This is a genomic window from Mesorhizobium sp. M3A.F.Ca.ET.175.01.1.1, assembly GCF_004791945.1.
GTDB lineage: Bacteria > Pseudomonadota > Alphaproteobacteria > Rhizobiales > Rhizobiaceae > Mesorhizobium.
The window spans coordinates 68,905-90,486 of sequence record NZ_SRTP01000012.1 but is presented as its reverse complement, the minus strand read 5'-3'; the positions used below and the strand labels follow the sequence as shown (position 1 = coordinate 90,486).

20 protein-coding genes, 1 pseudogene and 1 riboswitch are annotated in these 21,582 nt (G+C 63.9%); of the genes and pseudogenes, 7 read left to right on the top strand and 14 right to left on the bottom strand.

The features are described from left to right. The first annotated feature begins 11 nt into the window (after positions 1-11). On the top strand, positions 12-854 hold the full coding sequence (locus tag EN818_RS23765) for a fumarylacetoacetate hydrolase family protein (RefSeq protein WP_095807807.1): 843 nt from the start codon (positions 12-14) through the stop codon (positions 852-854). Positions 855-888: 34 nt separating this feature from the next. Continuing rightward, positions 889-2,055 carry an aminotransferase class V-fold PLP-dependent enzyme gene (locus EN818_RS23760; protein ID WP_135905526.1) on the top strand — a complete coding sequence of 389 codons (1,167 nt, stop codon included), beginning with the start codon at positions 889-891 and terminating at the stop codon, positions 2,053-2,055. Positions 2,056-2,270: 215 nt separating this feature from the next. On the opposite strand, the gene EN818_RS23755 is transcribed toward EN818_RS23760, so the two are convergent. Then, positions 2,271-3,335 carry a D-alanine:D-lactate ligase-like protein gene (locus EN818_RS23755; RefSeq protein WP_135905524.1) on the bottom strand — a complete coding sequence of 355 codons (1,065 nt, stop codon included), beginning with the start codon at positions 3,333-3,335 and terminating at the stop codon, positions 2,271-2,273. A 300-nt stretch (positions 3,336-3,635) separates the two neighbouring features. Next, a pseudogene (locus EN818_RS33790) lies at positions 3,636-4,033 on the bottom strand (transposase); the annotation flags it as partial. Between the two features lie 305 nt (positions 4,034-4,338). Between EN818_RS33790 and EN818_RS23745 the strand changes: the two are divergent. Genes EN818_RS23745 through EN818_RS23735 form a run of 3 tightly spaced genes read left to right on the top strand, consistent with a single transcriptional unit; the run spans position 4,339 to position 6,360 of the window. Further along, complete coding sequence (locus EN818_RS23745; protein ID WP_135905522.1) at positions 4,339-5,109, top strand: DeoR/GlpR family DNA-binding transcription regulator; 771 nt, start codon at positions 4,339-4,341, stop codon at positions 5,107-5,109. Between the two features lie 13 nt (positions 5,110-5,122). Further along, the gene (locus tag EN818_RS23740) at positions 5,123-5,881 is read left to right on the top strand and encodes a triose-phosphate isomerase (RefSeq protein WP_135905520.1); all 759 of its coding nucleotides are present in this window, start codon (positions 5,123-5,125) and stop codon (positions 5,879-5,881) included. 38 nt (positions 5,882-5,919) lie between these two features. Beyond that, positions 5,920-6,360, top strand: a complete 441-nt coding sequence (locus EN818_RS23735) for an RpiB/LacA/LacB family sugar-phosphate isomerase (RefSeq protein ID WP_095807813.1) — start codon at positions 5,920-5,922, stop codon at positions 6,358-6,360. A gap of 64 nt (positions 6,361-6,424) precedes the next feature. Here the strand turns inward: EN818_RS23735 and dhaL are convergent, their stop codons facing one another. The 4 genes from dhaL to EN818_RS23715 form a co-directional block, all read right to left on the bottom strand. Further along, positions 6,425-7,063, bottom strand: coding sequence for a dihydroxyacetone kinase subunit DhaL (dhaL, locus tag EN818_RS23730; RefSeq protein ID WP_095807883.1), 639 nt, complete (start codon positions 7,061-7,063; stop codon positions 6,425-6,427). Between the two features lie 8 nt (positions 7,064-7,071). Further along, on the bottom strand, positions 7,072-8,079 hold the full coding sequence (locus tag EN818_RS23725) for a dihydroxyacetone kinase subunit DhaK (protein WP_095807884.1): 1,008 nt from the start codon (positions 8,077-8,079) through the stop codon (positions 7,072-7,074). A 73-nt stretch (positions 8,080-8,152) separates the two neighbouring features. After that, positions 8,153-8,626: a 6,7-dimethyl-8-ribityllumazine synthase gene (locus tag EN818_RS23720; RefSeq protein WP_095807814.1), complete on the bottom strand. Its 474-nt coding sequence runs from the start codon at positions 8,624-8,626 to the stop codon at positions 8,153-8,155. 78 nt (positions 8,627-8,704) lie between these two features. Continuing rightward, positions 8,705-8,854, bottom strand: a riboswitch (FMN riboswitch). 66 nt (positions 8,855-8,920) lie between these two features. Then, complete coding sequence (locus EN818_RS23715; RefSeq protein WP_095807815.1) at positions 8,921-9,499, bottom strand: CGNR zinc finger domain-containing protein; 579 nt, start codon at positions 9,497-9,499, stop codon at positions 8,921-8,923. Positions 9,500-9,594: 95 nt separating this feature from the next. On the opposite strand from EN818_RS23715, the gene EN818_RS23710 reads away from it, so the two are divergent. Further along, entirely contained in the window at positions 9,595-10,407 is an 813-nt protein-coding gene (locus EN818_RS23710; protein WP_135905518.1) for an alpha/beta hydrolase, read from the top strand. Positions 10,408-10,541: 134 nt separating this feature from the next. Here EN818_RS23710 and EN818_RS23705 read toward each other — a convergent pair whose 3' ends face one another. Next, positions 10,542-11,873 carry a four-carbon acid sugar kinase family protein gene (locus EN818_RS23705; protein ID WP_095807817.1) on the bottom strand — a complete coding sequence of 444 codons (1,332 nt, stop codon included), beginning with the start codon at positions 11,871-11,873 and terminating at the stop codon, positions 10,542-10,544. A 2-nt stretch (positions 11,874-11,875) separates the two neighbouring features. Continuing rightward, a complete protein-coding gene (oiaX, locus tag EN818_RS23700; RefSeq protein WP_095807885.1) occupies positions 11,876-13,126 on the bottom strand; it encodes a 3-oxo-isoapionate-4-phosphate decarboxylase OiaX in 1,251 nt (416 codons plus the stop codon). 185 nt (positions 13,127-13,311) lie between these two features. Between oiaX and EN818_RS23695 the strand changes: the two genes are divergently transcribed. Further along, a complete protein-coding gene (locus EN818_RS23695) occupies positions 13,312-14,025 on the top strand; it encodes a transcriptional regulator NanR (protein ID WP_095807818.1) in 714 nt (237 codons plus the stop codon). Positions 14,026-14,133: 108 nt separating this feature from the next. Here EN818_RS23695 and EN818_RS23690 read toward each other — a convergent pair whose 3' ends face one another. From EN818_RS23690 to EN818_RS23665, 6 genes are all read right to left on the bottom strand, one after another. After that, positions 14,134-16,032, bottom strand: a complete 1,899-nt coding sequence (locus EN818_RS23690) for a hypothetical protein (RefSeq protein ID WP_135905516.1) — start codon at positions 16,030-16,032, stop codon at positions 14,134-14,136. Then, the gene (locus EN818_RS23685; RefSeq protein ID WP_135905514.1) at positions 16,029-17,063 is read right to left on the bottom strand and encodes a Gfo/Idh/MocA family oxidoreductase; all 1,035 of its coding nucleotides are present in this window, start codon (positions 17,061-17,063) and stop codon (positions 16,029-16,031) included. Before EN818_RS23685 ends, EN818_RS23690 begins: the two co-directional genes overlap by 4 nt. A 2-nt stretch (positions 17,064-17,065) precedes the next feature. Next, on the bottom strand, positions 17,066-18,130 hold the full coding sequence (locus tag EN818_RS23680; protein WP_135905512.1) for an ABC transporter permease: 1,065 nt from the start codon (positions 18,128-18,130) through the stop codon (positions 17,066-17,068). Continuing rightward, a complete protein-coding gene (locus EN818_RS23675) occupies positions 18,123-19,679 on the bottom strand; it encodes a sugar ABC transporter ATP-binding protein (RefSeq protein WP_135905510.1) in 1,557 nt (518 codons plus the stop codon). Before EN818_RS23675 ends, EN818_RS23680 begins: the two co-directional genes overlap by 8 nt. Continuing rightward, positions 19,676-20,341 (bottom strand): DUF2291 family protein, encoded by a 666-nt coding sequence (locus tag EN818_RS23670; RefSeq protein ID WP_135905509.1) that lies wholly within the window; start codon positions 20,339-20,341, stop codon positions 19,676-19,678. The genes EN818_RS23675 and EN818_RS23670 overlap by 4 nt, the downstream gene beginning before the upstream one ends. Positions 20,342-20,420: 79 nt before the next feature. Further along, a complete protein-coding gene (locus EN818_RS23665) occupies positions 20,421-21,362 on the bottom strand; it encodes a D-ribose ABC transporter substrate-binding protein (protein WP_095807824.1) in 942 nt (313 codons plus the stop codon). Between the last annotated feature and the right edge of the window lie 220 nt (positions 21,363-21,582).

Here is a 21,582-nt window from a genome sequence, read left to right as displayed (position 1 = left end):
CGGAGAGAAACATGAAACTTTTGCGTTTCGGCGCCAAGGGCAAGGAGAAGCCCGGAATCGTCGATTCCGACGGCAAAGTGCGCGACCTGTCCGCCCACGTCACGGATATCGGCGGTGACCTTCTGCGCGATGAAGGCCTGGCCAAGATTGCGGCACTGGATTTGACGAGCCTGCCCGAAGTCAAGGTCGATCGCTATGGTCCCTGCGTCGCTCAGGTGGGCAAGTTCATCTGCATCGGCCTGAACTATTCCGACCACGCCGCCGAAAGCGGCCTCCAGGTGCCGCCCGAGCCGGTGATCTTTGCCAAGGCCACCAGCGCGATTTGCGGGCCAAACGACGATATCGAGATGCCTCGCGGCTCCAAGGCCACCGACTGGGAGGTCGAGCTGGGGGTCGTGATCGGCAACGGCGGCAAGTACATCGACGAAGCCAATGCGCTAGACCACGTGGCTGGTTACTGCCTGATCAACGATATCTCTGAGCGCGACTTCCAGAACAAGCGCTCCGGACAATGGACGAAGGGCAAATCGGCGGACACGTTCGGCCCCATCGGTCCGTGGCTTGTCACCCGTGACGAGGTGCCGAACCCTCAGGACCTGTCCATGTACCTCGAGGTGAACGGCAAGCGGATGCAGGATGGCAGCACCAAGACGATGATCTATGGCGTCGCCTTTGTGGTATCGTACCTGTCGCAGTTCATGAGCCTGCAGCCAGGCGACATCATTTCGACCGGCACGCCTCCGGGGGTCGGCATGGGGATCAAGCCCGAGCCGGTCTATCTCAAGGCCGGCGACAAAATGGAATTGGGTATCCAGGGGCTCGGCGTGCAGCGCCAGAACGTCGTGCAGGGATAATACGCCTTACGATCTGCCAAGAAAGAGTTAGAAGATGACTGCCTTGCTGCCGCATGTGGATCCCGACGGTCTCCTGGAATATTCCGTCGTCTTCACGGACCGCGCGCTCAATCACATGTCGCTGGCCTTCCAGGGCGTCATGCGCGACCTCTCTCAGACGCTGCGCACCGCTTACAATGCGGGCGAGGAAGGCGAGGGCGTGGCATTGGTGCCCGGTGGCGGCACCTACGCCATGGAGGCCGTGGCGCGCCAGCTCGCCCATGGCAAGAAGGTTTTGGTCATCCGCAACGGCTGGTTCTCTTATCGCTGGACCCAGATCTTCGAGGCGGGGGCCATCCCCGCCGAAAGCATCGTGCTGAAGGCGCGCCCGGTCGATACGCAGCCGGGCGGGCGCCAGCGGCCGTTCCAGCCCGTGCCGGTCGACGAGGCTGTCGCCGTCATCGAAGCGGAGCGGCCGGATCTGGTTTTCGCGCCGCATGTGGAGACCGCCTCCGGCATGATATTGCCGGACGCCTACATGAAGGCGATCGCCGATGCCGCCCACAAAGTCAGCGCCCTCTTCGTGCTGGACTGCATCGCTTCCGGCGGCATCTGGGTCGACATGAAGGCGATTAGCGTGGACGTGCTGATCTCGGCGCCGCAGAAAGGTTGGAGCGCTTCGCCCTGCAGCGGCATCGTGATGATGAACAAGGCCGCCAGGGCCGCAGTGAAGGCGAGCACCTCCTCCTCTTTCGGCTGCGACCTGAAGAAGTGGCTCGAGATCATGGAAGCCTACGAGAATGGCGGCCATGCCTATCATGCCACCCTGCCGACCGATGCCTTGCGCGGGTTCCGCGATGCGATGCTGGAGACCGAGGCGAGGGGCTTCGAAAAGGTGCGGGCTGCGCAGCTCGAGCTCGGCGCGCGCGTAAGGCAGCTCTTGGCGCAACGCGGCTTTGCCAGCGTCGCCGCGGACGGCTTTGCCGCGCCCACAGTCGTCGTTTGCTATACCGACGACCCCGGCATCAAGTCCGGCGCCAAATTTGCAGCCGCCGGGCTGCAGACAGCTGCCGGCGTGCCTCTCATGTGCGACGAGCCCAGTGACTTTCAGACCTTCCGTATCGGCCTGTTCGGCCTCGACAAGCTGGCCGACGTCGACCGCACGGTGGGAAACTTGGAAGGTGCCCTCAACCAGGTGCTGGGCACCGCGAACCTTCGCTAGCTGTGGATTGGCTCGCTGTCCGGCGGGTCACAGAGACCGGCTGAACTTGCCGCGTATAGATTGATGTAAAATGGGATACTCAGGTTTCAGACTGATCAAGGAAGCCCTGACCGGAGAACTGGCAAGCACTTCCTGGCCCTCGACTGTGCGTCCGCGCATCCCGAAGGCGCGCGGCAATGTAAGGGCACAACCGAAGCTATAGATTCAGCATCGGGTCATGGGTCTTGGCCTTTACATAGACGACGTGCCGCCGTCGCAGCAAGGGCTTCGGCCAGGCTCAGCTTCCACTGTGAGCGACAATAGCTTCGGAAGTCGAAGGACGGCAGGCCCGGAGCAACCTCGAATTCGATAAGATGGACGGTATCGTCGGGCTCGATCCGGAGGTCCATCGAAAACACGTCCCGCAATCCCAGGACGCGCATCAACCGGTCCGCGATCGCCCTGACCCTGGCATCCGCCACCGGCTGGGAAGCATCGACCGACATCAGGATCGGCTCCTGGTAGGCTCCGACGGTCTTGGCTGTCTCTCCGGCATCTCCGTACAGCGCGAGGCTTTCAGCCATGGTCAGAAAGTCTCCTGCGGAATCGACAAAGGCGATGCCCAGCGCCTCGGCTCCGGCGCCTGGTTCGATTCCAAGAAAACTCGCCCGGACATTTCGTCCTGAAACATAAGCCTGCACGACCGTATCGTCACGATAGGCTGCGAAAATGCGGCGGCTGATCTCCAGCGCTTGGGCAAGATTGCTGCAATGCGAATCCGGCCATATCCCGATCTTGGCGCCGAGGCGGTTGGGCTTTACGAACCAGCCTTTCTGCGAGGCGGGAGGCTCGACCAGCCATTCTCCGGCGCGGGCAAGGCCTGCTGCCGGCACTGGCATCCCCAGCGAGGACAGGACCGAACCAGACCGGAACTTGTCCTGGCAGAGCGCAAACAGCGAATCGTCGGCGCCAATAGTCTTCAGTCCTCGCAGGCGGGCCAGAGCGGGCGCTGCACCACCACGAAAATACGCGATACCGTCCGTCAAGGTCCAAACCAGGGCGGTTTGAGGATCGGCGGCAGCGAGCCTCACCTCCATGTCGACCAGCTTAACCGGGTTGAAGGACATCCCGTAGGCCGCGCAGACCTGCTCGATTTCGCCGAATTCGCGGGCCAGATCGGTCGACTGCGCCAGATAGGCAGAGATTTCCGCGGCGCGGTTGGAATCGAATCCATCCGACGTCAACCGGTCAAAGCAGGCTTGCTCCGGTTCATAGACAAGGATCAATTGGGGATGCATCATAGGTGCTGCGGCAGCCTTGCTCGGAATATACTGAGCTTCACAATCTCATCGCCAAAGGAACGGCCTTTCCCGAAATCCGACACGTGAAGCCAAGAGGGCGACAGAGCTGCAGCCGGGCTCCTGCCCTAACAGGCTGCGGAAAAACTTGGTCGGTTTGCCCTTTCCCGTGTGAGGTCTTCGAAATTGAAGGGGGCCGGCCGGCTGTCGGCCGGGATTTTCGGCCGATTTTGCCTTGATGGTTGGTATGAGAGCGATTGTGGGCATGGTCAGGATGTGGCCATCAGTTTGGCAGCCGGATTCATAGGCGGCAGCGGCCACAGTGAACGTCCAGCCCACCCTGTGAGTGCCGCGATGGCGTGTCTTACGCAGCACGCCGATGGTCTTGATCCAGCCGAAGACCTCTTCGATGCGCTTACGTCCACGCAGGCTGATGCCATAGCCTGCATGCCGTGTCGTGCGGCCATCGAGAGCGCTTCGACGCAAGGTGCCGTTCTTGTCCACAACTCGTTCTTGGCGATGTGCGGCGTGACCTTGCGCTCGCGTAGGTCGGCGACGAACTCGCGTGCGTCATAGGCTTTGTCCATCCCCACTGTGATCTGCTTCTCGGCGCCCAGCCGATCCACCAGCGCCAGCGCTGCTTTCCGTTCGGCCGTCCCCGTCGCCGGCGTCAGCCGCGCACCGACGACCATGCCGTTACGGCCGCGGGAGGTGGAACAGGTAGAGGCGTGAGGCGCCGCCACACCAGCGGGTGCCGAAACGCAGCCGCACGCGGCCTGTCAATTGCATGTCGCTCAACCACCTGAGGACAACGCAGCCTGGCATGCCGGTGAGGGCCCGCAGCTCGCGCGAATCGAGCAACTGCCCTTTTGATTGCACCCGCGATCTTCAAGAAAATCTCGCAATTTTTCTCAAGATCACACAACTTTCTGCTATTGTATCGTGTGACTATGTTATATGCATGCTCAAACAGCCTGGCTTGCCGGGCTGGTGAGGTCCGCGAAAAGTGAAAAGCGACAGCCGCCGCCAAGGCATAATGGATTTCTTGATGGATGCCGGCACGGCCTCCGTCGAGGATCTCGCCTCGCGCTTCAGCGTTTCGAAAATGACGGTTCACCGTGACCTCGACGAGCTTGAGGAGAGCGGCTTCCTGCGCAAGGTGCGCGGCGGCGCCTCGATCCAGCCAAGCGGCCTGTTCGAGAGCGATTTCCGCTACCGGCAGAAGCAGGCGGGCGAGGAGAAGCGTCGCCTGGCGAAGGCCGCGGCCGCAATGATCGAGCCTGGCCAGACCGTTGTCATCGACGACGGCTCGACCGCTGGCAGCATCGCCGCTCATCTGGCCGAATTGCGCCCGCTGACCGTCATCACCAACAACCTGGCCGTCATCCAGGAACTGGCTCCAATCGGCGGTATCACGCTGATCGCGCTCGGCGGACAATACAGCAAGAAGTTCCACGGCTTTTTCGGCCTGCTGGCTGAGGAGACGCTGCGTTCGCTGCGCGCCGACGTGGCCTTCCTGTCCTCGTCGGCTATCCATGGAGCTTCGGCCTTCCATCAGGAGCAGGAGGTCGTGCAGACCAAGCGTCTGATGATGGCGGCAGCGGCACGAAAATATCTGCTGGTCGATCACGGCAAGTTCGGCCGCACGGCGCTGCATTTTCTTACCGAGCTCAAGACATTCGACACGGTCTTCACCGGCGGAGAGCTAGGCCCATCGGCGCGTGAGGTGCTGGAGGCAGCCGGCGTTTCGCTGACGGTTGTCGACGACAAGGATTAGAGGAGCGCTGCGCGTGGTCTACTGGGTCGGTACAAGCTGGAAGATGAACAAGACGCTCGCACAGGCGCTGGCTTTCGCCGAGGCGCTGGCCGGGTTTGTCCCCGGCTTCGACGAGCGCATCCAGCCCTTCGTTGTTCCGCCCTTCACGGCGGTGCGAGAGGTCAAGCGGATGCTGTCGTCGACGCGCATCAAGGTCGGCGCCCAGAACATGCATTGGGACGATGCCGGCGCCTGGACCGGCGAGGTCTCGCCGCTGATGCTGAAGGATTGCGGCCTCGATCTCGTCGAGCTCGGCCACAGCGAAAGGCGCGAGCATTTCGGCGAGACGGACCAAGCTGTCGGTCTGAAGACAGCGGCGGCAGTCAGGCACGGCCTGGTGCCGCTGATCTGCGTCGGCGAGACGCTGGCCGAGCGCGAAGCCGGGCGGGCCGACGCCGTGCTGACCGCGCAGGTCCAAGGCGCGCTGCAGTTTCTCGAAGGGCAGGCGAAGGCAGCAAGAATCCTGTTCGCCTACGAGCCGGTCTGGGCGATCGGCGACAAGGGCATTCCGGCGAGTTCCGACTACGCCGACAGGCAGCAGGCGCTGATCAAGCGTACAGCCGCCAAGCTGCTGCCGACAACGCCGCCGGTGCTCTACGGCGGCAGCGTCAATCCGCAAAATGCCGCCGAACTGATCCGTCAGCCCAATGTCGATGGCCTGTTCATCGGCCGATCGGCCTGGCAGGCGGAAGGCTACATCGACATCTTGCAGCGCGCCTCAGCGGCGGTCTGAACCAATCGCAACGCATTCGGACAAGGAAGGACACGACCATGAAGATAGCCATTGGAGCCGACAGCGCCGGCAAGCCGCTGCTCGACGTCATCGCGGCTCACCTCGCGACCAAGCCGGGGCTGACCGTCAGCGATCTCAGCCAGGCCGGCTACTATGCCGATCTGTCGCAGAAGCTCGCCCAGACCATCGTCGATGGCGAGAACGACCGCGGCATCCTGTGCTGCGGCACCGGCATCGGCGTCTCGATCTCGGCCAACAAGGTGCCGGGCATTCGCGCGGCGCTCACCCACGACACCTATTCTGCCGAGCGCGCGGCCAAGTCCAACAACGCACAGATCATCACGATGGGCGCCCGCGTCATCGGGCCGGAACTTGCCAAGGCGATCGTCGACACCTGGCTGGCATCCGAGTTCGACGAAAAAGGCCCATCGGCCGGCAACGTCCAGGCGATCAACCGGCTCGATGAAGCCAAGCGTTAGGTTATGTCTTTGACGCAATTCCGGACGGGTGAGCCCAACCGTTTCACAGTTTCCTGGAATTGCTCTAGCCAAGGCTGCTTCGGATCGCGCCGATGACGGTGACGGCCGAGGCGGCCCCCGGATCGATATGGCCGAGCGAGCGCTCGCCGAGGCGAGAGGAGCGGCCCTTGGCGGCGATCATCTCCTTGGTGGCCTCGGCGCCGCGCTCGGCCGCGGCAAGCGCCGCAGCGAGGCTTTCCGCAAGGCTCTTGCCGGCGTCATGCGCGGCACCCGCCGCTTCGGCCGCCGGCTGCCAGGCATCGACCATCGTCTTCTCGCCGGGTACGGCCTTGCCGCGATCCTTGATGCCTTGCGCCATGGCCGTGAACATCGCGATCACGTCCTCCTCCGCCAGCGTCGCCTTGCCCTTGACGGCGGCGGCGGCGCGCATGAAGGCGGTCGCATAGAGCGGTCCAGACGAGGCGCCGACAGCGTTGAGGAAGGACTTCGCCGCAGTGTTGAGCAGCGCTGTCGGCTCGCTCGCAGCGAGGTCGAGCGCCGCGACTGCATCGCGCGCCGCATTGAAGCCGAGGGCCATGGCAATGCCATGGTCGGCATCGCCGATCACGCCGTCCAGTTGGCAGAGCCGGTCCTTGTCAGCCTCGATCGTGGCCGCGATCGTGTCGAACATCATCTTCAGGCGGGTCGAGTCGATTGCCGTCATGGTCTGCCTCAGCCGGCCCGGAACATGGCGCAGTCGCACGGATGGTCGAGCATCTCCTGCAACTCGCCGTCGAGATGCTCCAAGGTCACGGAGGCGCCGGCCATTTCGAGTGAGGTGCAGTAATTGCCGACCCAGGTCGCGTGCACCGCGACGCCGATATCGTCGAGCCTCTGCCTGACCCGGCGGTTCATGATGTAGAGCTCCATTAATGGCGTCGAGCCGAGCGAGTTGACGAGCACCGCGACCTTGTCGCCGCGCGACGGCGCCATTTCGGCCAGGATCTTGTCCATCATCTCATCGGTGATCGCATCGGCGCTCTTCAGCGCCCCGCGTGCGATCCCGGGCTCGCCATGGATTCCCATGCCGATCTCCATTTCGTCGGCGCCGATCTCGAAATTCGGCCGCCGCGTCTGCGGCAGCGAGCAGGGCGACAGCGCCACGCCCATGGTGAAGGTGCGGTCATTGGCCTTGCGGGCGATGCGCTCGACCTCGTCGAAGGACAGCATCCGGTCGCAGGCCGCACCCGCTGCCTTGAAGATGAAGAAATTGCCGGCGACGCCGCGCCGCTTCTGGCGCTGGTCGCGGGGGGCGGAGGCGACGTCGTCGGTGGTTAGCACCGTGCGCACCTCGACGTCGTCCATGGCCGCCATCTCGGCGGCCATGTCGAAGTTCATCACGTCGCCGGCATAGTTGCCGTACATGAAAAGCACGCCCGCGCCGCCGCTCGCCGCCTTGGCGCATTCGAGGATCGGGTCCGGCGGCGGCGAGGCAAAGACGTTGCCGATGGCCGCGGCATCCGCCAGGCCCCTGCCGACGAAGCCGAGAAAGGTCGGCTCGTGGCCGGAGCCGCCGCCAATGACGAGGCCGACCTTGCCGGGCCGGGGACCGTCACGGGCGATGATCGAGCGCGGGCTGCCCTCCACGCTCCTGAGGTGACGCGGATGCGCGGCGAGGATTCCTTCCAGCATCTCGTCGACGGCGCGATTACCGTCGTTGATGATCTTCTTGGTCTGCACCGGCATCCTCCCGATCTCGGTATTTCCGAGATATTACAGGCTGTTGCTGCGATTTCCACCCGCCACGCCGGTTTCAGGCAGCGATGCGCTCCCGCGCGGCGAGAATCTCGACGCAGGCCTTGGCCGCCTCCTTGCCCTTGACCTTGAAGTGCTCGAGAAAGAAGCGGTGATGCTCTGCGCTGTCATGATAGTGGTGTGGCGTGAGCACCGCTGACAGCACCGGCACGCCCGTCGAGAGCTGTACGCTCATCATGCCGTCGATGACGGCACGGGCCACGAAATCGTGCCGATAGATGCCACCATCGACGACGAAGGCGCTGCCGAGGATCGCGGCGTAGCGGCCGGTCTCGGCGAGCGTCTTTGCCTGCAGCGGGATCTCGTAGGCGCCCGGCACGTCGAAGACGTCGACCGCAAAGCGACCATGGCCGAGAGCGGCAAGCTCGGTCTCGAACGACATGACGCACTGGTCGACGATGTCGGCATGCCAGCGCGCCCGTATGACGGCGACGCGGCGGTGTTGTTGGTCATTGGGGAAATGCTGATTCATGGGTCCATCCTTCCGTTTCGAACCAGAATCAGGACGCACGACACGAACAAAGGCCCGCGCGAGCGGGACCATTCTCCGTTTCGTTCTCTTCCATCCGGACTATACCGTCGGCCCCGGAATCGCACCGGATCTGCTGACCCTTCCGCTGCCGGAAGGCGCTCGCGGGCTTGGGTTTCCGAAGATCCCCTTACCGCCGGTGGGGACTTTCACCCCGCGCTGAGAACATTGACGGCGCAGCTATGGAAGGGCAGGGTCGGCCTGTCAACCGCCGGGGCATCGGGGGAACGCGATTTATCACGTGGCCCGGAACCGCTCCATCTTTGCCCGGTTGCCGCATCCTGCCATCTTGCACCAAACTCGCCCATTGCCCCGGCCGTGATCGATGAACAGCCAGGTGCAGCGTTTGCATTCCTTGATTTTCGACATCTGTGGACTGGCCGTCAGATGGAAAAGACGCAGGGCGAGCCTATGGCGAATGAGATCCGGACCTTGATGCTCCGGCGCTACGTCCCATGCGAGTTGACGACCTGTTGAGCCCATGGTCGTTACATCCATGGCGTCATGTACCGAGGCCTCTACTGCGCGCTTGGCGTCGCTGGGTGGCTCAACTCCTTTGATAAACGCGCTAAGCAATCCAAAGGCAGCCTCGCGGAATTCGCGAAGCAGTGCAAGCGCCAGCGACTGACCCGAGGTTGCCGCCAATTGGCCGGCTTCCGCAGCGTCGACGACGCCCGCACGCGCTGCCCAGTCCAGCGCGTCTTTCCAACATGTCAGCTTTTCTATTGCGCGTTGCTTGTCGTGGTCGCCGACGGTGTTGAGGAAATCCAGAACAACGTCGCCCGCTACGAAATCGGTCTCGTTCCAGGTCGTCATGAGAGAGTAACCCCTAATCACCAATTAATCGGTTGTGTCCGGCTGCTGCCTTCTGTAACCTTTATTATCCCATTAGCGGTTATCAAGAGGGAAGCATGCTGCAGTTTGATCAGTCGTTTCGTTTTGAGGACCAAAAGATTGCGTGGGGCCGAATTGGCGAAGGCCCGCCTTTGGTCATGATCCATGGGACGCCATTTTCCTCCCAGGTTTGGCGCCGGATCGCTCCGCTCCTGGCGTCCAGGCGCTCCGTCTACTTCTTTGACCTTCTAGGATATGGCCGGTCGGCCAAGGAGAACGTCCCGGACGTTTCCTTAGGCATCCAGAACAGGCTTTTTGCGGCGTTGTTGAGGGAATGGGGTCTGCAGGACCCAGACGTCCTCGCTCACGATTTTGGCGGCGCGACGGCGCTGCGAGCCCACTACCTTCAGAAGATTCGCTACCGGAGCTTGATCTTGGTCGACCCGGTTGCGGTCCCCCCTTGGGGTTCACCGCTGGTCCAGCATGTCCGAGAACATGAAGCGGCATTCGCTGGCGTGCCTGACTACATCCATGAGGCGATATTGCGGGCCTATCTGCAAGGCGCAGCCTTCAGGCCGCTCAGCGATGAAGCCATGAACCTGTACCTGGAGCCCTGGCTGGGGCCGGTCGGGAAGCCGGCATTCTATCGGCAGATCGCTCAAATGGATCAAAAATACACCGATGAAATCGAAGAGCTTTATTCTGCGATGAGCTGTCCTGTCAGGCTGTTGTGGGGAGAACAAGACCAGTGGATTCCCATCAGCCAAGGAGAGCGGTTGGCGAACAAGCTTACAAATGGCGCGTTGACGCCGGTGCCCATGGCGGGTCATCTCGTCCAGGAGGATGCACCCGAAGCAATCGTCGCAGCCCTTTTCGAAACGCTCCGATGACGATGCCTGGCTTGCCCTTGCGTCGAGCTCGATAGAAAGCGGGACGTATGTCCACGCGAGCGAGAGACCATTCTCCGTTTTGTTCTCTCACCCCGCCCTGAGGAATTGCCGGCGGTTGAGGCCGGCTGACGCTGTCAACCGCCGAGGCCATCGCGGATGGCCGAGAAATAGCGGTCGGTTCCGACCTGGCCGCCCTTCAGCGCGATCTCCAGCCCGTCGATCGCCGCGATGCTGGAATGGGCGACGCAGAGTGGCGAGCCGGGGGAGGCTGGAAGCGGCATCCTGACTGTCAGAGCGTCTACGCCCATCTCGCCAAGGGCGTGGCTGGACGTATCGCCACCGGCGATAATGACGCGTCGCAATTTCTGCTCCACGGTCAAGTGACGCAGCAGTTCGCCAAGCCCGCGGCCGACCTTGTGCCGGGCGCCTTCCTGCCGGTCGATCTCGGCCCCGCGATCGGCTGCTGGCCCAAGCGCCGTGTAGAGGATCACGCTGCGCCCGGCCTCGAGGCTGGCCTTGCCCGCAGCGGCTGCGCGCGCGATTGCCTTGTCGGAATGCTCCGAGACCAGCTCGACCGGATCGACCTCGATGCCGTCGAAACCGTCGCTCATCGCGTGCCGGATCTGCCGTTCCGTCGTCGGCGAGCAACTGCCCGACACAACAGCGATGCGGTCAGCGGCTCCGGGTGGCGCAAAGCCGTGCCCGGTGTCCGATCCCGTCTCCCCGGTCCATTCTGCGAGCAGCGCATATTCGATGCCGGAGGAGCCGACGACGAAGTATCCCCCGGGCGGGCGTGCGCGCCAGATCTCCTTGCCGGCCAGCGCCTGGCTTTCGGGGCTGTCGACGTCGATGAGCACGATCGCCGAATCTGCGGCCAGCCTGTCGAAGGCTGCGGATCGATCCGGCGACCGCAGCGTCGCCAGATCGAGCAAGCCCGACGGAAGATCGGTCTGGCGCGACAGATGCACCAGGAGGTCCGACTCGTCCATGGGAGTCGCCGGGTGGCGGCTCATCACCGGATGGCGGTCGATGCGGTAGCAGCGGTCGCGATAAGCGGCGAACAGATGGCCGAAGGCGGTGTAGCGCCTGAGTTGCGGTGCGCCGACCAGCAGCGGCACGCAGTTCTGCTCGAACACGGCGCGGCCGATCTCGGTCGCCCGGCCGATGCTGCCGATCGTAGGGCTGGAATCGAAGGTCGAGCAGACCTTGTAGTGGCAGATCTCGGCCCGAAGCGTCTTCAGCCAGGCGAACGCGTCCTTGAGATGCGTGTCCATCCATTGCGGCGACTCGCTTCGGCTGGTGCCGGCGAGGCCAATGGCGCGACAATGCGCGAAGCGTCCAAGCAGGCCGGCATCCGGCTTGCGCATGAACAGCACGGTGGGCACGCCGCCGAGCTCGAGTGCTTCCATGACGTCGGTCGAGCCGGTGAGGTCATCGCCATAATAGCTGAGGAGTAGGTTCTGCATGCTCAGGCCGCCTTGCCGTCGGCGAATTTCTCGATCGAGCGCGCTAGCTCGACATGGCTCCTGGCAAATTCCTTGAGGGGAATGCCCTCCACCGCGGCCTGCCAGGCCTGCTGCACGGCGCGCACGCCGGCGCCGGGCCCGTCCGGGTGGCTGACGATGCCGCCGCCGCAGAGATAGAGGAGATCGACGGTGCGCCCGGTGCGTTCATAAGTCTCGGGCGCTTGTCCGCCCCACTGGCCCGAGCCCGCCACCGGCAGCGCGCAATCGGCGGGCGAGAACAGCGGCGTGGTCACCGCCTCGAAGGAGCGAATGAAGGAGTCATCGGACTCCCAGTATTTCGAGGCGATGCCGTTGATCTGGAATTGGTCGACGCCGAGCAGCCGCCAGAACTGCTGCCAGACCCTGAAATCCATGCCGAGGCCCGGATGGCGGGTGAGGATGTCCCAGCCGTTGCGGTGCGCATGCAGCACCAGGCCGGAGCGCTTGCGCAGGAAGGCCATGCCGCCAAAGCCGATCGAGTTGATGTTGACCACCGCGCAATTGCCGCCGGCCGCGAGCACCATATCGTGGTTGCGCATCATCTCGTCCGGATCGGCATGCGAGATGCCGAAAGCGTACATCACCTTCTTGCCGTTTTTCTGCTCGTGGTCGAGGATCAGCGGCATGATCGCCTTTACCCGCTCCGACAGGGGCGAATAGGCCGGGCTCATCAGCTTCTCGTCGTCCTTGATGAAGTCGACGCCGGCCTCGATCAGCTCGCCCACCATCTCGGCCGTCTCGTGCGGGCGCAGGCCGAGCGCCGGCTTGACAATGGTGCCGATGATCGGGCGGCCTTCCACGCCGGTCAGCCGCCGGCTGCCGGAGACGCCGAATTGTGGACCCGGATGAGCGCCTCGGAACTCTTGAGGCAGTTTCATGTCGACGACTCGAATGCCCGACAGGCCCCTGATCGAGTAAGTGCCGCCAATGGCGATCGTCATCAGCGCCGCCAGGTCGGTGCCGATCGCATCGAACGGAAAGGCGATATCGACGTCGGCGCGCTTGAACGGGCCGGGACCGGTCTCGGGGATGGAAGGGTGCTCGGCATCGGCCAAGTGCCGGATCGCCAGCACGCGCGCCGCCACGCGCGCCTTCAACGCCTCGGTCTCGCCGGGCAGTGCGACGAATGTGCCGGTCGACTGGTCGCTGGCGATCTTGGCCGCCAGCGCCTCGATGCTGCCCGAGGTCTCGATGCGGTAGGTGAGGGTGATCATGGCCGCCATACCCAGTCAAAGGCAGGAAATGAATTCCCTGTCGTCGAAATCTGGTATAATGAGTACATAAGCATTGCAAGCAATATCCTGGCTGGGCCGGGCATCGCGCGAAAGGGCGACAGCCATTCCGGAAATTGCAACTGCAATGCTAGATTGGGACTGGATCAAGGGAGTGATTCGCGGCGATGAACCGTTCGGAACCGATCGTCCGGCGCAAGCTTTCCGATGAAGTCTTCGTCAGGTTGAAGCGCCTCATCACCAGCGGCGAGTTGCAGCCGGGCGACGACATGCCGTCCGAGCGCGAACTGATGGAGCGCTTCGAGGTCGGCCGGCCGGCGATTCGCGAAGCCATGCAGGCGCTGAGCAATATGGGCCTGGTCGCCATCTCGCATGGCGAGCGCGCCAAGGTGCTGCAGCTCACCGCCAAGTCGATCATCAAGCAGGTCGACGGCGCGGCGAAGATCATCCTGTCGTCCTCGAAGGACACGCTGGAGCATTTGAAGAGCGCGCGCATCTTCTTCGAGCGCGGCATGGTCAGGGAGGCCGCCGAGAAGGCGAGGCCCGAAGATGTGCAAAGGCTCAAAGCAATCGTCGCCGAGCAGCGCGCCGCGCGCGGCAATGCGGAGGCGTTCATTTCCGCCGACATGCGGTTTCATACCCAGATCGCGGCGATATCGGGCAATCCGATCTATGTCGCCGTCAGCGAGGCGATGCTCGGCTGGCTGAAGGAATATCACACCGAGATGCTGATCTGGACCGGCAAGGAAAAGTTCACGCTGACCGAACACGAAGAGATCATCGGCCGCATTGAGAAGAAGGATGCCGACGGCGCCGAAAAGGCGATGATCAAGCATCTCGAGCGCTCGCGCGCCCTCTATGTGATGAACTGGGAGAAATAATGCATGTCGCTCAGAAGCGTGCCGCGGTTCTGAGACAACGAATGCATCAAAACAAAACTCAAAGCGCGTCGCTTGAATTCGTTTCAGCGCGACGCGTTTTAGGTCCGCTCAGCCGAGCCTGGCTATGGCGTAGGCCGGCATTGTGAAGTGCCCTGAAGCCGCGCCGGGATCAAGCCTGCCCGCTCCGGCTCCGTCCCAAATCATAACCGGGCCTGCCGCTGCCAGCGTCGAGGCGTCGACAGACACCTCGTCGGGTGTGACGTTTGCCAGCCAGATCGTGACGGCGCCGCTGTCAGCGCGGCCTGCGAGCACCGCCAGGCGGTTCTCGTCGCTTGCGCGCATGGCGATATGCGTCTGGCCGGCCAGGGCGGCAAGGCCTTGCAGTGCGTGGAAGATCGGCCGGGGCGTTCCTTCCTCGCTGGGTTCGCCCGCCTCGGCAAGCACGCCGAAGCGCCCCGCGAAGCTGGAAAGCGTCAGCATCTCTAATCCCGCAGGCGCTACGCGCGCGGCATAGCCGATGGTCCAGGCGGCCGCGAACAGGCCGGCATGACGCGGATCGCGATTGGCCATGGCGATGCGCAGCCCATCCGCATTGTCCTTGGTCGCGCCGCCATACGGGTTCTGCCGCATGGCGATGGTCGAAGGCCCGATGCGGTAAGCTTTGGTCCCGTAGATGGCCCGTGTCGACTGGGTGATGAAAGGCAGCGCCTCCAGCGATTGCATGATGCTGAGGTCGTCCGCCGCGTGCACGATCGGGCATGTGCAATGGCTGACGAAGTCGAGCGCGCCAGCTGGCACGCGCTTGCGGTTGAGTTCGGTGAAATAGCTAAACATGCCGCCACCGAGGCGAATCTCCGGGAAGGCGCGCCGAGCCGCGGCATAGACATCCTCCAGCGGTGGACAGTCCGGCCAGGCGCTGCCGGGCGGCGTCGACTGCCGGTCGACCGAAGGCGAGACCGCGACCGCATCGAGCCGCAAGCCTGCCTGGCGCACCATCTCGGCGACACCGGATAGCTCGGCATCGAGATCGCCGCTGCAAGCAACGACGCATTCGAGCGTCGTCGTGGCGGGAAAAGTGCTGGCAACCCTGGCATGAGCCCGCAAGGCGTCCAGGCCATGGCCGCGTGTCGGGTCGAAGTGGAGCAGGAGTTGCTGCGGCCCAAGCTTCGACAGCAGCGCCACTTTGCCGAGCGTCGCCTCGACATCCTCCGGATAGGCCACCATGCCGAGATCGGGCAGCTTTGGCCCCGCTTCGCCGGGTTCGATGCGGACCGGCACGGCACCCGTTGTCGCGGCCGCCCTCACATTGCCCGTGATCAGCAGGCTGACCGTCTGACGCACCGGCTTGCCTGCCGGCAGAACATAGGGCCAGGGCAGAGCCAGCGGCCGCACATAGGTCTTGTAGGACGCATCCGACCAGTTGCGCTGGTCCTCCATCTCGAACGTGTCGCCTTCCATCCGGCACTCGGCGCTGACGCCCGGGCGGACCTGATGGGTGATGGCGCGCATGTCCTTGAACGGTTGCCAGGGGTCGATCAGCAACGGCAGTTTTGTGTCGATCACGCGGCCGTCCGTATGCTCGACCTTGACCGGGCTGCCGGCAAGGCCGGCAATCGGATGCAGGATGCAGAAGCCGCAGCGGTTGGTCTCGAAATCGCTTTCGGGCAGCGCCGTCACGTCGAAGATCAGTCGGCCGTCGGCGTGCGCTTCGATCCTGGCGCTGAAGCCGAGCCGGCTTCCGCCCGGCCCTTCGCAGCTTGCCGAGTAGCGCACGCAGAAATTGTCGTCGCCCTGTTCGACGATCACGTCCGACAGCGCCGGCTCATAGGTGCCCCAGTCGCGGTCGCGCACGACATACGCGATGGCGCGCAGCACCTCGATGCCGCCGTGGCGGATGCTGCGCAAATTGCCGTTGACGAAGTCGGCGTTGAGGGGACCGGCGTTGAGCCGGACCGGCTCGGCGTCCATCGCGCGTGTGCCGTAGAGGGGGAATGGATTCGTGGTCATTGCAGGAGGTCGTCGATCTCGACCGGCTGCCGGCTGCCAGCGCCGGCATAGGCGGCCTCGACCAGCGCGAATGTCTTGAGGTTGTCGGCGCCGGATGTCGCCGGCTCCTTGGCCGTCGTCAGGCAGTCCACCCAGTGCCTCTGGATGGCGACGACACTTTCCTGGATGTTGTGCCATGGCCGCGACGCCCAGGGGAGCAGCGGCGGCGAGACGTCGGAAACGCTGGTACCGCTCTTGCCGGTCACCGTGAGTTGGTAGCCCTGTGCCAGGCGGATCGTGCCGTGGCTGCCGTCGATCTCGATCAGCGTCTCGGGAAACGGCTCGGCGGCAAGCTTCGTCGCATAGCTGCAATCGACCACGGAGGTGACGCCGCCCTCATGGTCCATCAGCATCGTCGCCACGTCCTCGCCTGCGATGTTAGGGTTGACGCGCATGGTACGCGCGGTGAGGCTCGACACGTCGCCGAGCAGGAAGCGCGCGATGTCGAGAATGTGGATGCCGAGATCCTCGATGATGAAGCGCTTGCCCGTCGCGAGATAGGGCTGGCCGGAAAATACGTCATAGCCCGAGCGGAAGCAGATGCGCCCGAAGAACGGCTTGCCGATCTCACCGCTGTCGAGCACTGCGCGCACCGCCTGGATCGGCGACTGCCAGCGGAAGTTCTCATGCACCATCAGCGGTACGCCGCCCTCCGCGCAGGCTTTGACCATGGCCTTGGCGTCGGCAAGCGTCGGCGCGAACGGCTTCTGGCAGATCACCGGCACGCGGTTGGCGGCGGCCATCTCGACCAGCGGCCTATGGCTGCCGACGGTGGTGGCGATGTCGACGAAATCGAGCGTCTCGCGTGCGAACATCGCCGCCGCATCGCTGTAGCGCCGCTCGATGCCGAACTGGTCGCCGACGATGTTGAGCCGCTCCGGATCGCGGTCGCAGATCGCCACGATTGCGGCGCCATCGATGTCGCGCCAGCCATGCATCTGGTTGACGGCGAAGAAGCCGCAGCCGATCAGCGCTCCGCGCAACGGCGCCATGATCAGCCCACCTTCGCCATCTGCATCAAGGTCACGCGGCTCTGCAGCCGGCGCTGCGCCTGGTCGACGACCACCGCGACGATGATGACGAGGCCCTTGATCACCATTTGCCAGAACGAGCTCACGCCCATCATCACCAGCCCGTCGGAGAGGATGCCGATGACGAAGGCGCCAACGATGGTGCCGCCGATCGTGCCGCGTCCGCCTGACATCGAGGTGCCGCCGAGCACCGCCGCCGCGATCGCGTTGAGTTCGAAGCTTTCGCCCGTCGCCGGATGCGACGCCATCAGTTCGGATGAGATGATGAGCCCGACGATCGCCGCGCAGAAGCCGGAGAACATGTAGACGAACATCTTCACCATATTGACGCGGACGCCCGAGATCCGCGCCGCGCGTTCGTTGCCGCCGACGGCAAAGATGTGGCGGCCGAGGGGCGTGTAGCGAGCGAGATAGGCCGCCCCCAGCGCCACTACGAGCAGAATCCAGATCGACACCGGCAGGCCGAGCAGTCGGCCGGCGCCGAGATAGCCGAAGCCGGTGGTGCCGAGCTCCGGCTTGCCGACGAGGTTGGGAAAGGTGCGGCCGTCCGACGACAAGAGCGCCAGGCCGCGCGCGACGTAGAGCGTGCCGAGCGTGGCGATGAAGGGCGCGACGTTCAGCCTGGTGATCAGCAATCCGTTGACGGCGCCGATCAGGATACCCACCGCCAGCGTGATGAGGGCGATCTCGACGACATTGAAATAGACGGTGTAGCCGATCTGCAGGTCGATGCCGTTGAGCACGAGGTAGCCGGCGACCATGCCGCACAGGCCGACGATCGAGCCGACCGACAGGTCGATGCCGCCGGTGATGATGACGAAGGTCATGCCCATGGCCAGAAACGCGTTGAGCGCTACGTGCTTGGCCATCAGGATCAGATTGGCGGCCGAGAGAAAGTTTGGCGCCGCGATCGAGAAGAACACCAGCACCGCGATCAACGCGATGAAGGTCCGCAGCTTCATCAGCGTCAGCAGCAGCGAGCCGCTGGATGCGGATGGAGCAGCCGCCTTGGCCGGGATGTCAGTCATGGGCGTTGCTCTCCGTGTGCGGTCTGGGTCCATGACCGAGCGCCGACGCCGCGACGATCGCCGCTTCGCTTGCCTCGGCGCGATCGAACATGCCTGTCAGTTTTCCGTTGCTCATCACCGCGATGCGGTCGGACAGCGCCATCACCTCGTCGAGGTCGGAGGTGGCGAAGAGGATGCCCAGCCCGTCGCGCGAAAGCTTGCGCATGGTGCGGAACACGTCGGCCTTGGCACCGACATCGATGCCGCGGCTGGGCTCGTCCATCAGAAGGACCTTCGGTCCGGTGAGAAGCGCCTTGCCGATCACCACCTTCTGCTGGTTGCCGCCCGACAGCGACGATACCTCCTGCGCCGGGTCGGCGACCTTGATCGCCAGTTCGCGCACCATCTGCGTGACGGCCTGGCGTTCGGCTCCACCGCGGATGTGGAACAGGCTGACGAAGCGCGACAGGCTGGCCAGCGTCAGATTGCTGGCGACGGACAGGATCGAGACCAGGCCTTCGCGCTGGCGATCTTCCGGGATCAGCGCCAGCCCGCGCTGGATGCGCCGCGTCGTGTCGCGCTCCCTGACCTGCTTTCCATCGATGAAGATCCTGCCGCTCGCCTGACCATGGCGGCCCATGATGCAGTCGAACAGCTCGCTGCGCCCGGCGCCCATCAGGCCATAGATGCCGAGGATCTCGCCGGCGCGCAGCGAAAGCGAGACGTGATCGACCGCCAGTCCGCCGGTGACGCGCGGCAGGCAGATCTCCTCGGCCCGGAACACCTCCTCGCCGGGCCGATGGCCGTCGGGCTTGGCGAAATCCTTGGCGTCCGAGCCGATCATCTGCCGCACGATCCACTGCGTGTCGACGTTGCGCATCTCCTCCTGGCCGGTGATGCGGCCGTCGCGCAGCACGGTGATGTAGTCGCCGATGCGGATCAGTTCTTCCAGCCGGTGCGAGATGTAAACGATCGCCACGCCGCGTGCCTTGAGATCGGCGATCACCTTGAACAGGATCTCGACCTCAGCCGCGCTCAGCGCGGAGGTCGGCTCGTCCATGATCAGGATGCGCGCGTCGAGCGAGACCGCCTTGGCGATCTCGACCAGTTGCTGCTGGCCGATGCGCAGATCCTCGACCAGCATGTCCGGCCGAATGCCGGCTTCGAGCTGTTCGAGGAATTCGGCCGCACGCCGCTCCTGCGCCCTATGGTCGATCTTGCGAAAGGCGTTGGTGATCTCGCGCGTGGCGAAGATGTTTTCGGCGACCGAGAGATTGCCGAACAGGTTCAGCTCCTGGAACACCATACCGATGCCGCGGCTCACGGCGTCGCCGGACGACGCGAAGGAGACCTCGGCGCCGTCGAGCAGGATGCGGCCGGCGGTCGGCCGCTCGACGCCGGCGATGATCTTCATCAGCGTCGACTTGCCGGCGCCGTTTTCTCCCACCAGCACGTTGACGGCGCCCTTGCGCACCTCGAAATTGGCATGCTTGACCGCGACAGTGCCGGCATAGACCTTGGAAATGTCCTCCAGCTTGAGGATGACGTCGTGAGCGGGCGAGGGGCTCATGGCTTCGGCCCGATCTCGGCCTCCGCCGGTGTCACCAGCGGCAGCTCCTGGCCGCTCTCGATCGTATAGGCGCCGAGCACCTTGGCGGTTCGGCCCTCGAGTCCATCGCGCGGCAGCTTGGACAGCACCGTCTTGTCGGCATAGGCGTTGAAGGCCTTGCCGAATTGGGCGAAGTCGATCTGGTTGGTGAAGTCGTTGAATTGCACGAAGTCGAGGCTGTCGCGCAGCGCCGTGCCGCGCATCGCCGGCCCGATCTGCACCCGGGCATCCGCCTTGCCGTCGCCATCGACGTCGACATCGATGGTTGCCGCACGCGACTGCGTGTTGGCGGTGACGATCTTGCCTTCGACCCGCACCGCGAAGGTCCATGGCGAATTCGCCTGCTTCTTCGGATTGCCGTACTTGGCGCCGGCTGCGGCAGGATCGGATTTGGCAAGCGCGTGCACCTCGGCGAACGGCCCCGCCTTCTGCTGCAGATAGGGAATGACCTTGGGTGTCCAGATCTCGGCGACCATCCTGTCGGGGTTGAAGGCCGAGCTGTTGGCGCTATCGCCACCCTGGGCCGACGGCGTCGGCAGGATCTTGCAGGCGCTGAGGCCGACGGCGGCGGTGAGCGCAAGGATGAGCCAACTCTTCTTGGGCACGCAAGTCGGCTTGGTCATGGCAATCGAGAATACCCGAAAAAGAAATGGAGGCGAGGGACGAACGGGCGTTCGCCCCCCGCACTTGCATCGCGCCGGCTCAGTTCTTGAGCGCGAAGGTCTCCAGCTTGGGAGCATTGTCGGCATTGATCAGGACGCAGTCCATGAGCTGCTTTTCCTTCTCTGGCGACTTCTTGTTCTTGATGTAGTCGTTGGCCTGCTCGACGGCCATCTGGGCCTGGGCATAGGCCGGCTGCAGCACCGTCGCCTTGATGCCGCCGGAGGTGATGGAGTCGCGCACGTCGTTCGAACCGTCGAAGCCGACGACGATGACGTCCTTGCGGCCGGCCGCGGCCAGCGCCGCATAGGCGCCCATCGCCATCGTATCGTTGCCGGAGATCACGCCCTTGATGTCCGGGTTGGCCTGCAGGATCGATTCCATCTTGGAATAGGCTTCGGTCTGGCTCCAGTTGGCCGACTGCTGCGCCACCATCTTCAGATCCGGATAATCGTCGATGACGTCATGATAGCCTTTGGAGCGAATGCCGGCATTGGTGTCGGACTCCTTGCCGACCAGTTCGACATAGTTGCCTTTCTCGCCCATCAGCTTGACGAATTCCTGCGCGCCGAGCTGCGCGCCCTGGTAGTTGTTGGAAACGATCTGCGCCACGGCGACGCCGGTGGCGTTGATCTCGCGGTCGATCAGGAAAGCAGGCACGCCGGCGTCCTTGGCCTTCTGGACGGCGGCGACGGTGGCGTCGGCGCCGGCATTGTCGAGGATGATCGCCTTGGCGCCGCGGCCGATCGCCGTGTCGATCAGTTCCGACTGCTTGTTGGCGTCGTCGTCATGCACCAGCACCAGCGCCTCGTAGCCGAGTTCCTTGGCCTTGGCTTCGGCACCCACGGCTTCCGCCTTGAAGAACGGATTGTCGTGCGAGGGCGTGATGATGGCGATGAGATCCGCTGCATAGGCAGGCATCGCGGTGCCGAGTGCGAGCACGCCGGCGAAGGCTGCAAGCGTCATTCTGCGAGTGAGTTTCATTGAAGTCCTCCCATTGAAAACTCAGCCTCGGTGCCGAGGCGATCGTCTGTGTCTGAATTCGTCAGGCAGTAGTGGCAACGCCACTGGATTAAAGCCTTTTGCCGGCTTCCTCCGATCGAGCCTCGCTGCCCCTTCCCCGCCATTCCTCCGCTCGCCCAGTTCCGGAGTCCCAGCAATGCGAGCTCGAACAGCTAAAGCTAACTGGTATGATGAGTCAACC

Bases quoted from the DNA above. Each gene is read 5' to 3' on its own strand.
- EN818_RS23765 (WP_095807807.1), top strand. From the start codon at position 12: ATGAAACTTTTGCGTTTCGGCGCCAAGGGCAAGGAGAAGCCCGGAATC.
- EN818_RS23760 (WP_135905526.1), top strand. From the start codon at position 889: ATGACTGCCTTGCTGCCGCATGTGGATCCCGACGGTCTCCTGGAATAT.
- EN818_RS23755 (WP_135905524.1), bottom strand. From the start codon at position 3,335: ATGATGCATCCCCAATTGATCCTTGTCTATGAACCGGAGCAAGCCTGC.
- EN818_RS23735 (WP_095807813.1), top strand. From the start codon at position 5,920: ATGAAGATAGCCATTGGAGCCGACAGCGCCGGCAAGCCGCTGCTCGAC.
- dhaL (WP_095807883.1), bottom strand. From the start codon at position 7,063: ATGACGGCAATCGACTCGACCCGCCTGAAGATGATGTTCGACACGATC.
- EN818_RS23720 (WP_095807814.1), bottom strand. From the start codon at position 8,626: ATGAATCAGCATTTCCCCAATGACCAACAACACCGCCGCGTCGCCGTC.
- EN818_RS23715 (WP_095807815.1), bottom strand. From the start codon at position 9,499: ATGACGACCTGGAACGAGACCGATTTCGTAGCGGGCGACGTTGTTCTG.
- EN818_RS23710 (WP_135905518.1), top strand. From the start codon at position 9,595: ATGCTGCAGTTTGATCAGTCGTTTCGTTTTGAGGACCAAAAGATTGCG.
- EN818_RS23705 (WP_095807817.1), bottom strand. From the start codon at position 11,873: ATGCAGAACCTACTCCTCAGCTATTATGGCGATGACCTCACCGGCTCG.
- oiaX (WP_095807885.1), bottom strand. From the start codon at position 13,126: ATGATCACCCTCACCTACCGCATCGAGACCTCGGGCAGCATCGAGGCG.
- EN818_RS23695 (WP_095807818.1), top strand. From the start codon at position 13,312: ATGAACCGTTCGGAACCGATCGTCCGGCGCAAGCTTTCCGATGAAGTC.
- EN818_RS23690 (WP_135905516.1), bottom strand. From the start codon at position 16,032: ATGACCACGAATCCATTCCCCCTCTACGGCACACGCGCGATGGACGCC.
- EN818_RS23685 (WP_135905514.1), bottom strand. From the start codon at position 17,063: ATGGCGCCGTTGCGCGGAGCGCTGATCGGCTGCGGCTTCTTCGCCGTC.
- EN818_RS23680 (WP_135905512.1), bottom strand. From the start codon at position 18,130: ATGACTGACATCCCGGCCAAGGCGGCTGCTCCATCCGCATCCAGCGGC.
- EN818_RS23675 (WP_135905510.1), bottom strand. From the start codon at position 19,679: ATGAGCCCCTCGCCCGCTCACGACGTCATCCTCAAGCTGGAGGACATT.
- EN818_RS23670 (WP_135905509.1), bottom strand. From the start codon at position 20,341: ATGACCAAGCCGACTTGCGTGCCCAAGAAGAGTTGGCTCATCCTTGCG.
- EN818_RS23665 (WP_095807824.1), bottom strand. From the start codon at position 21,362: ATGAAACTCACTCGCAGAATGACGCTTGCAGCCTTCGCCGGCGTGCTC.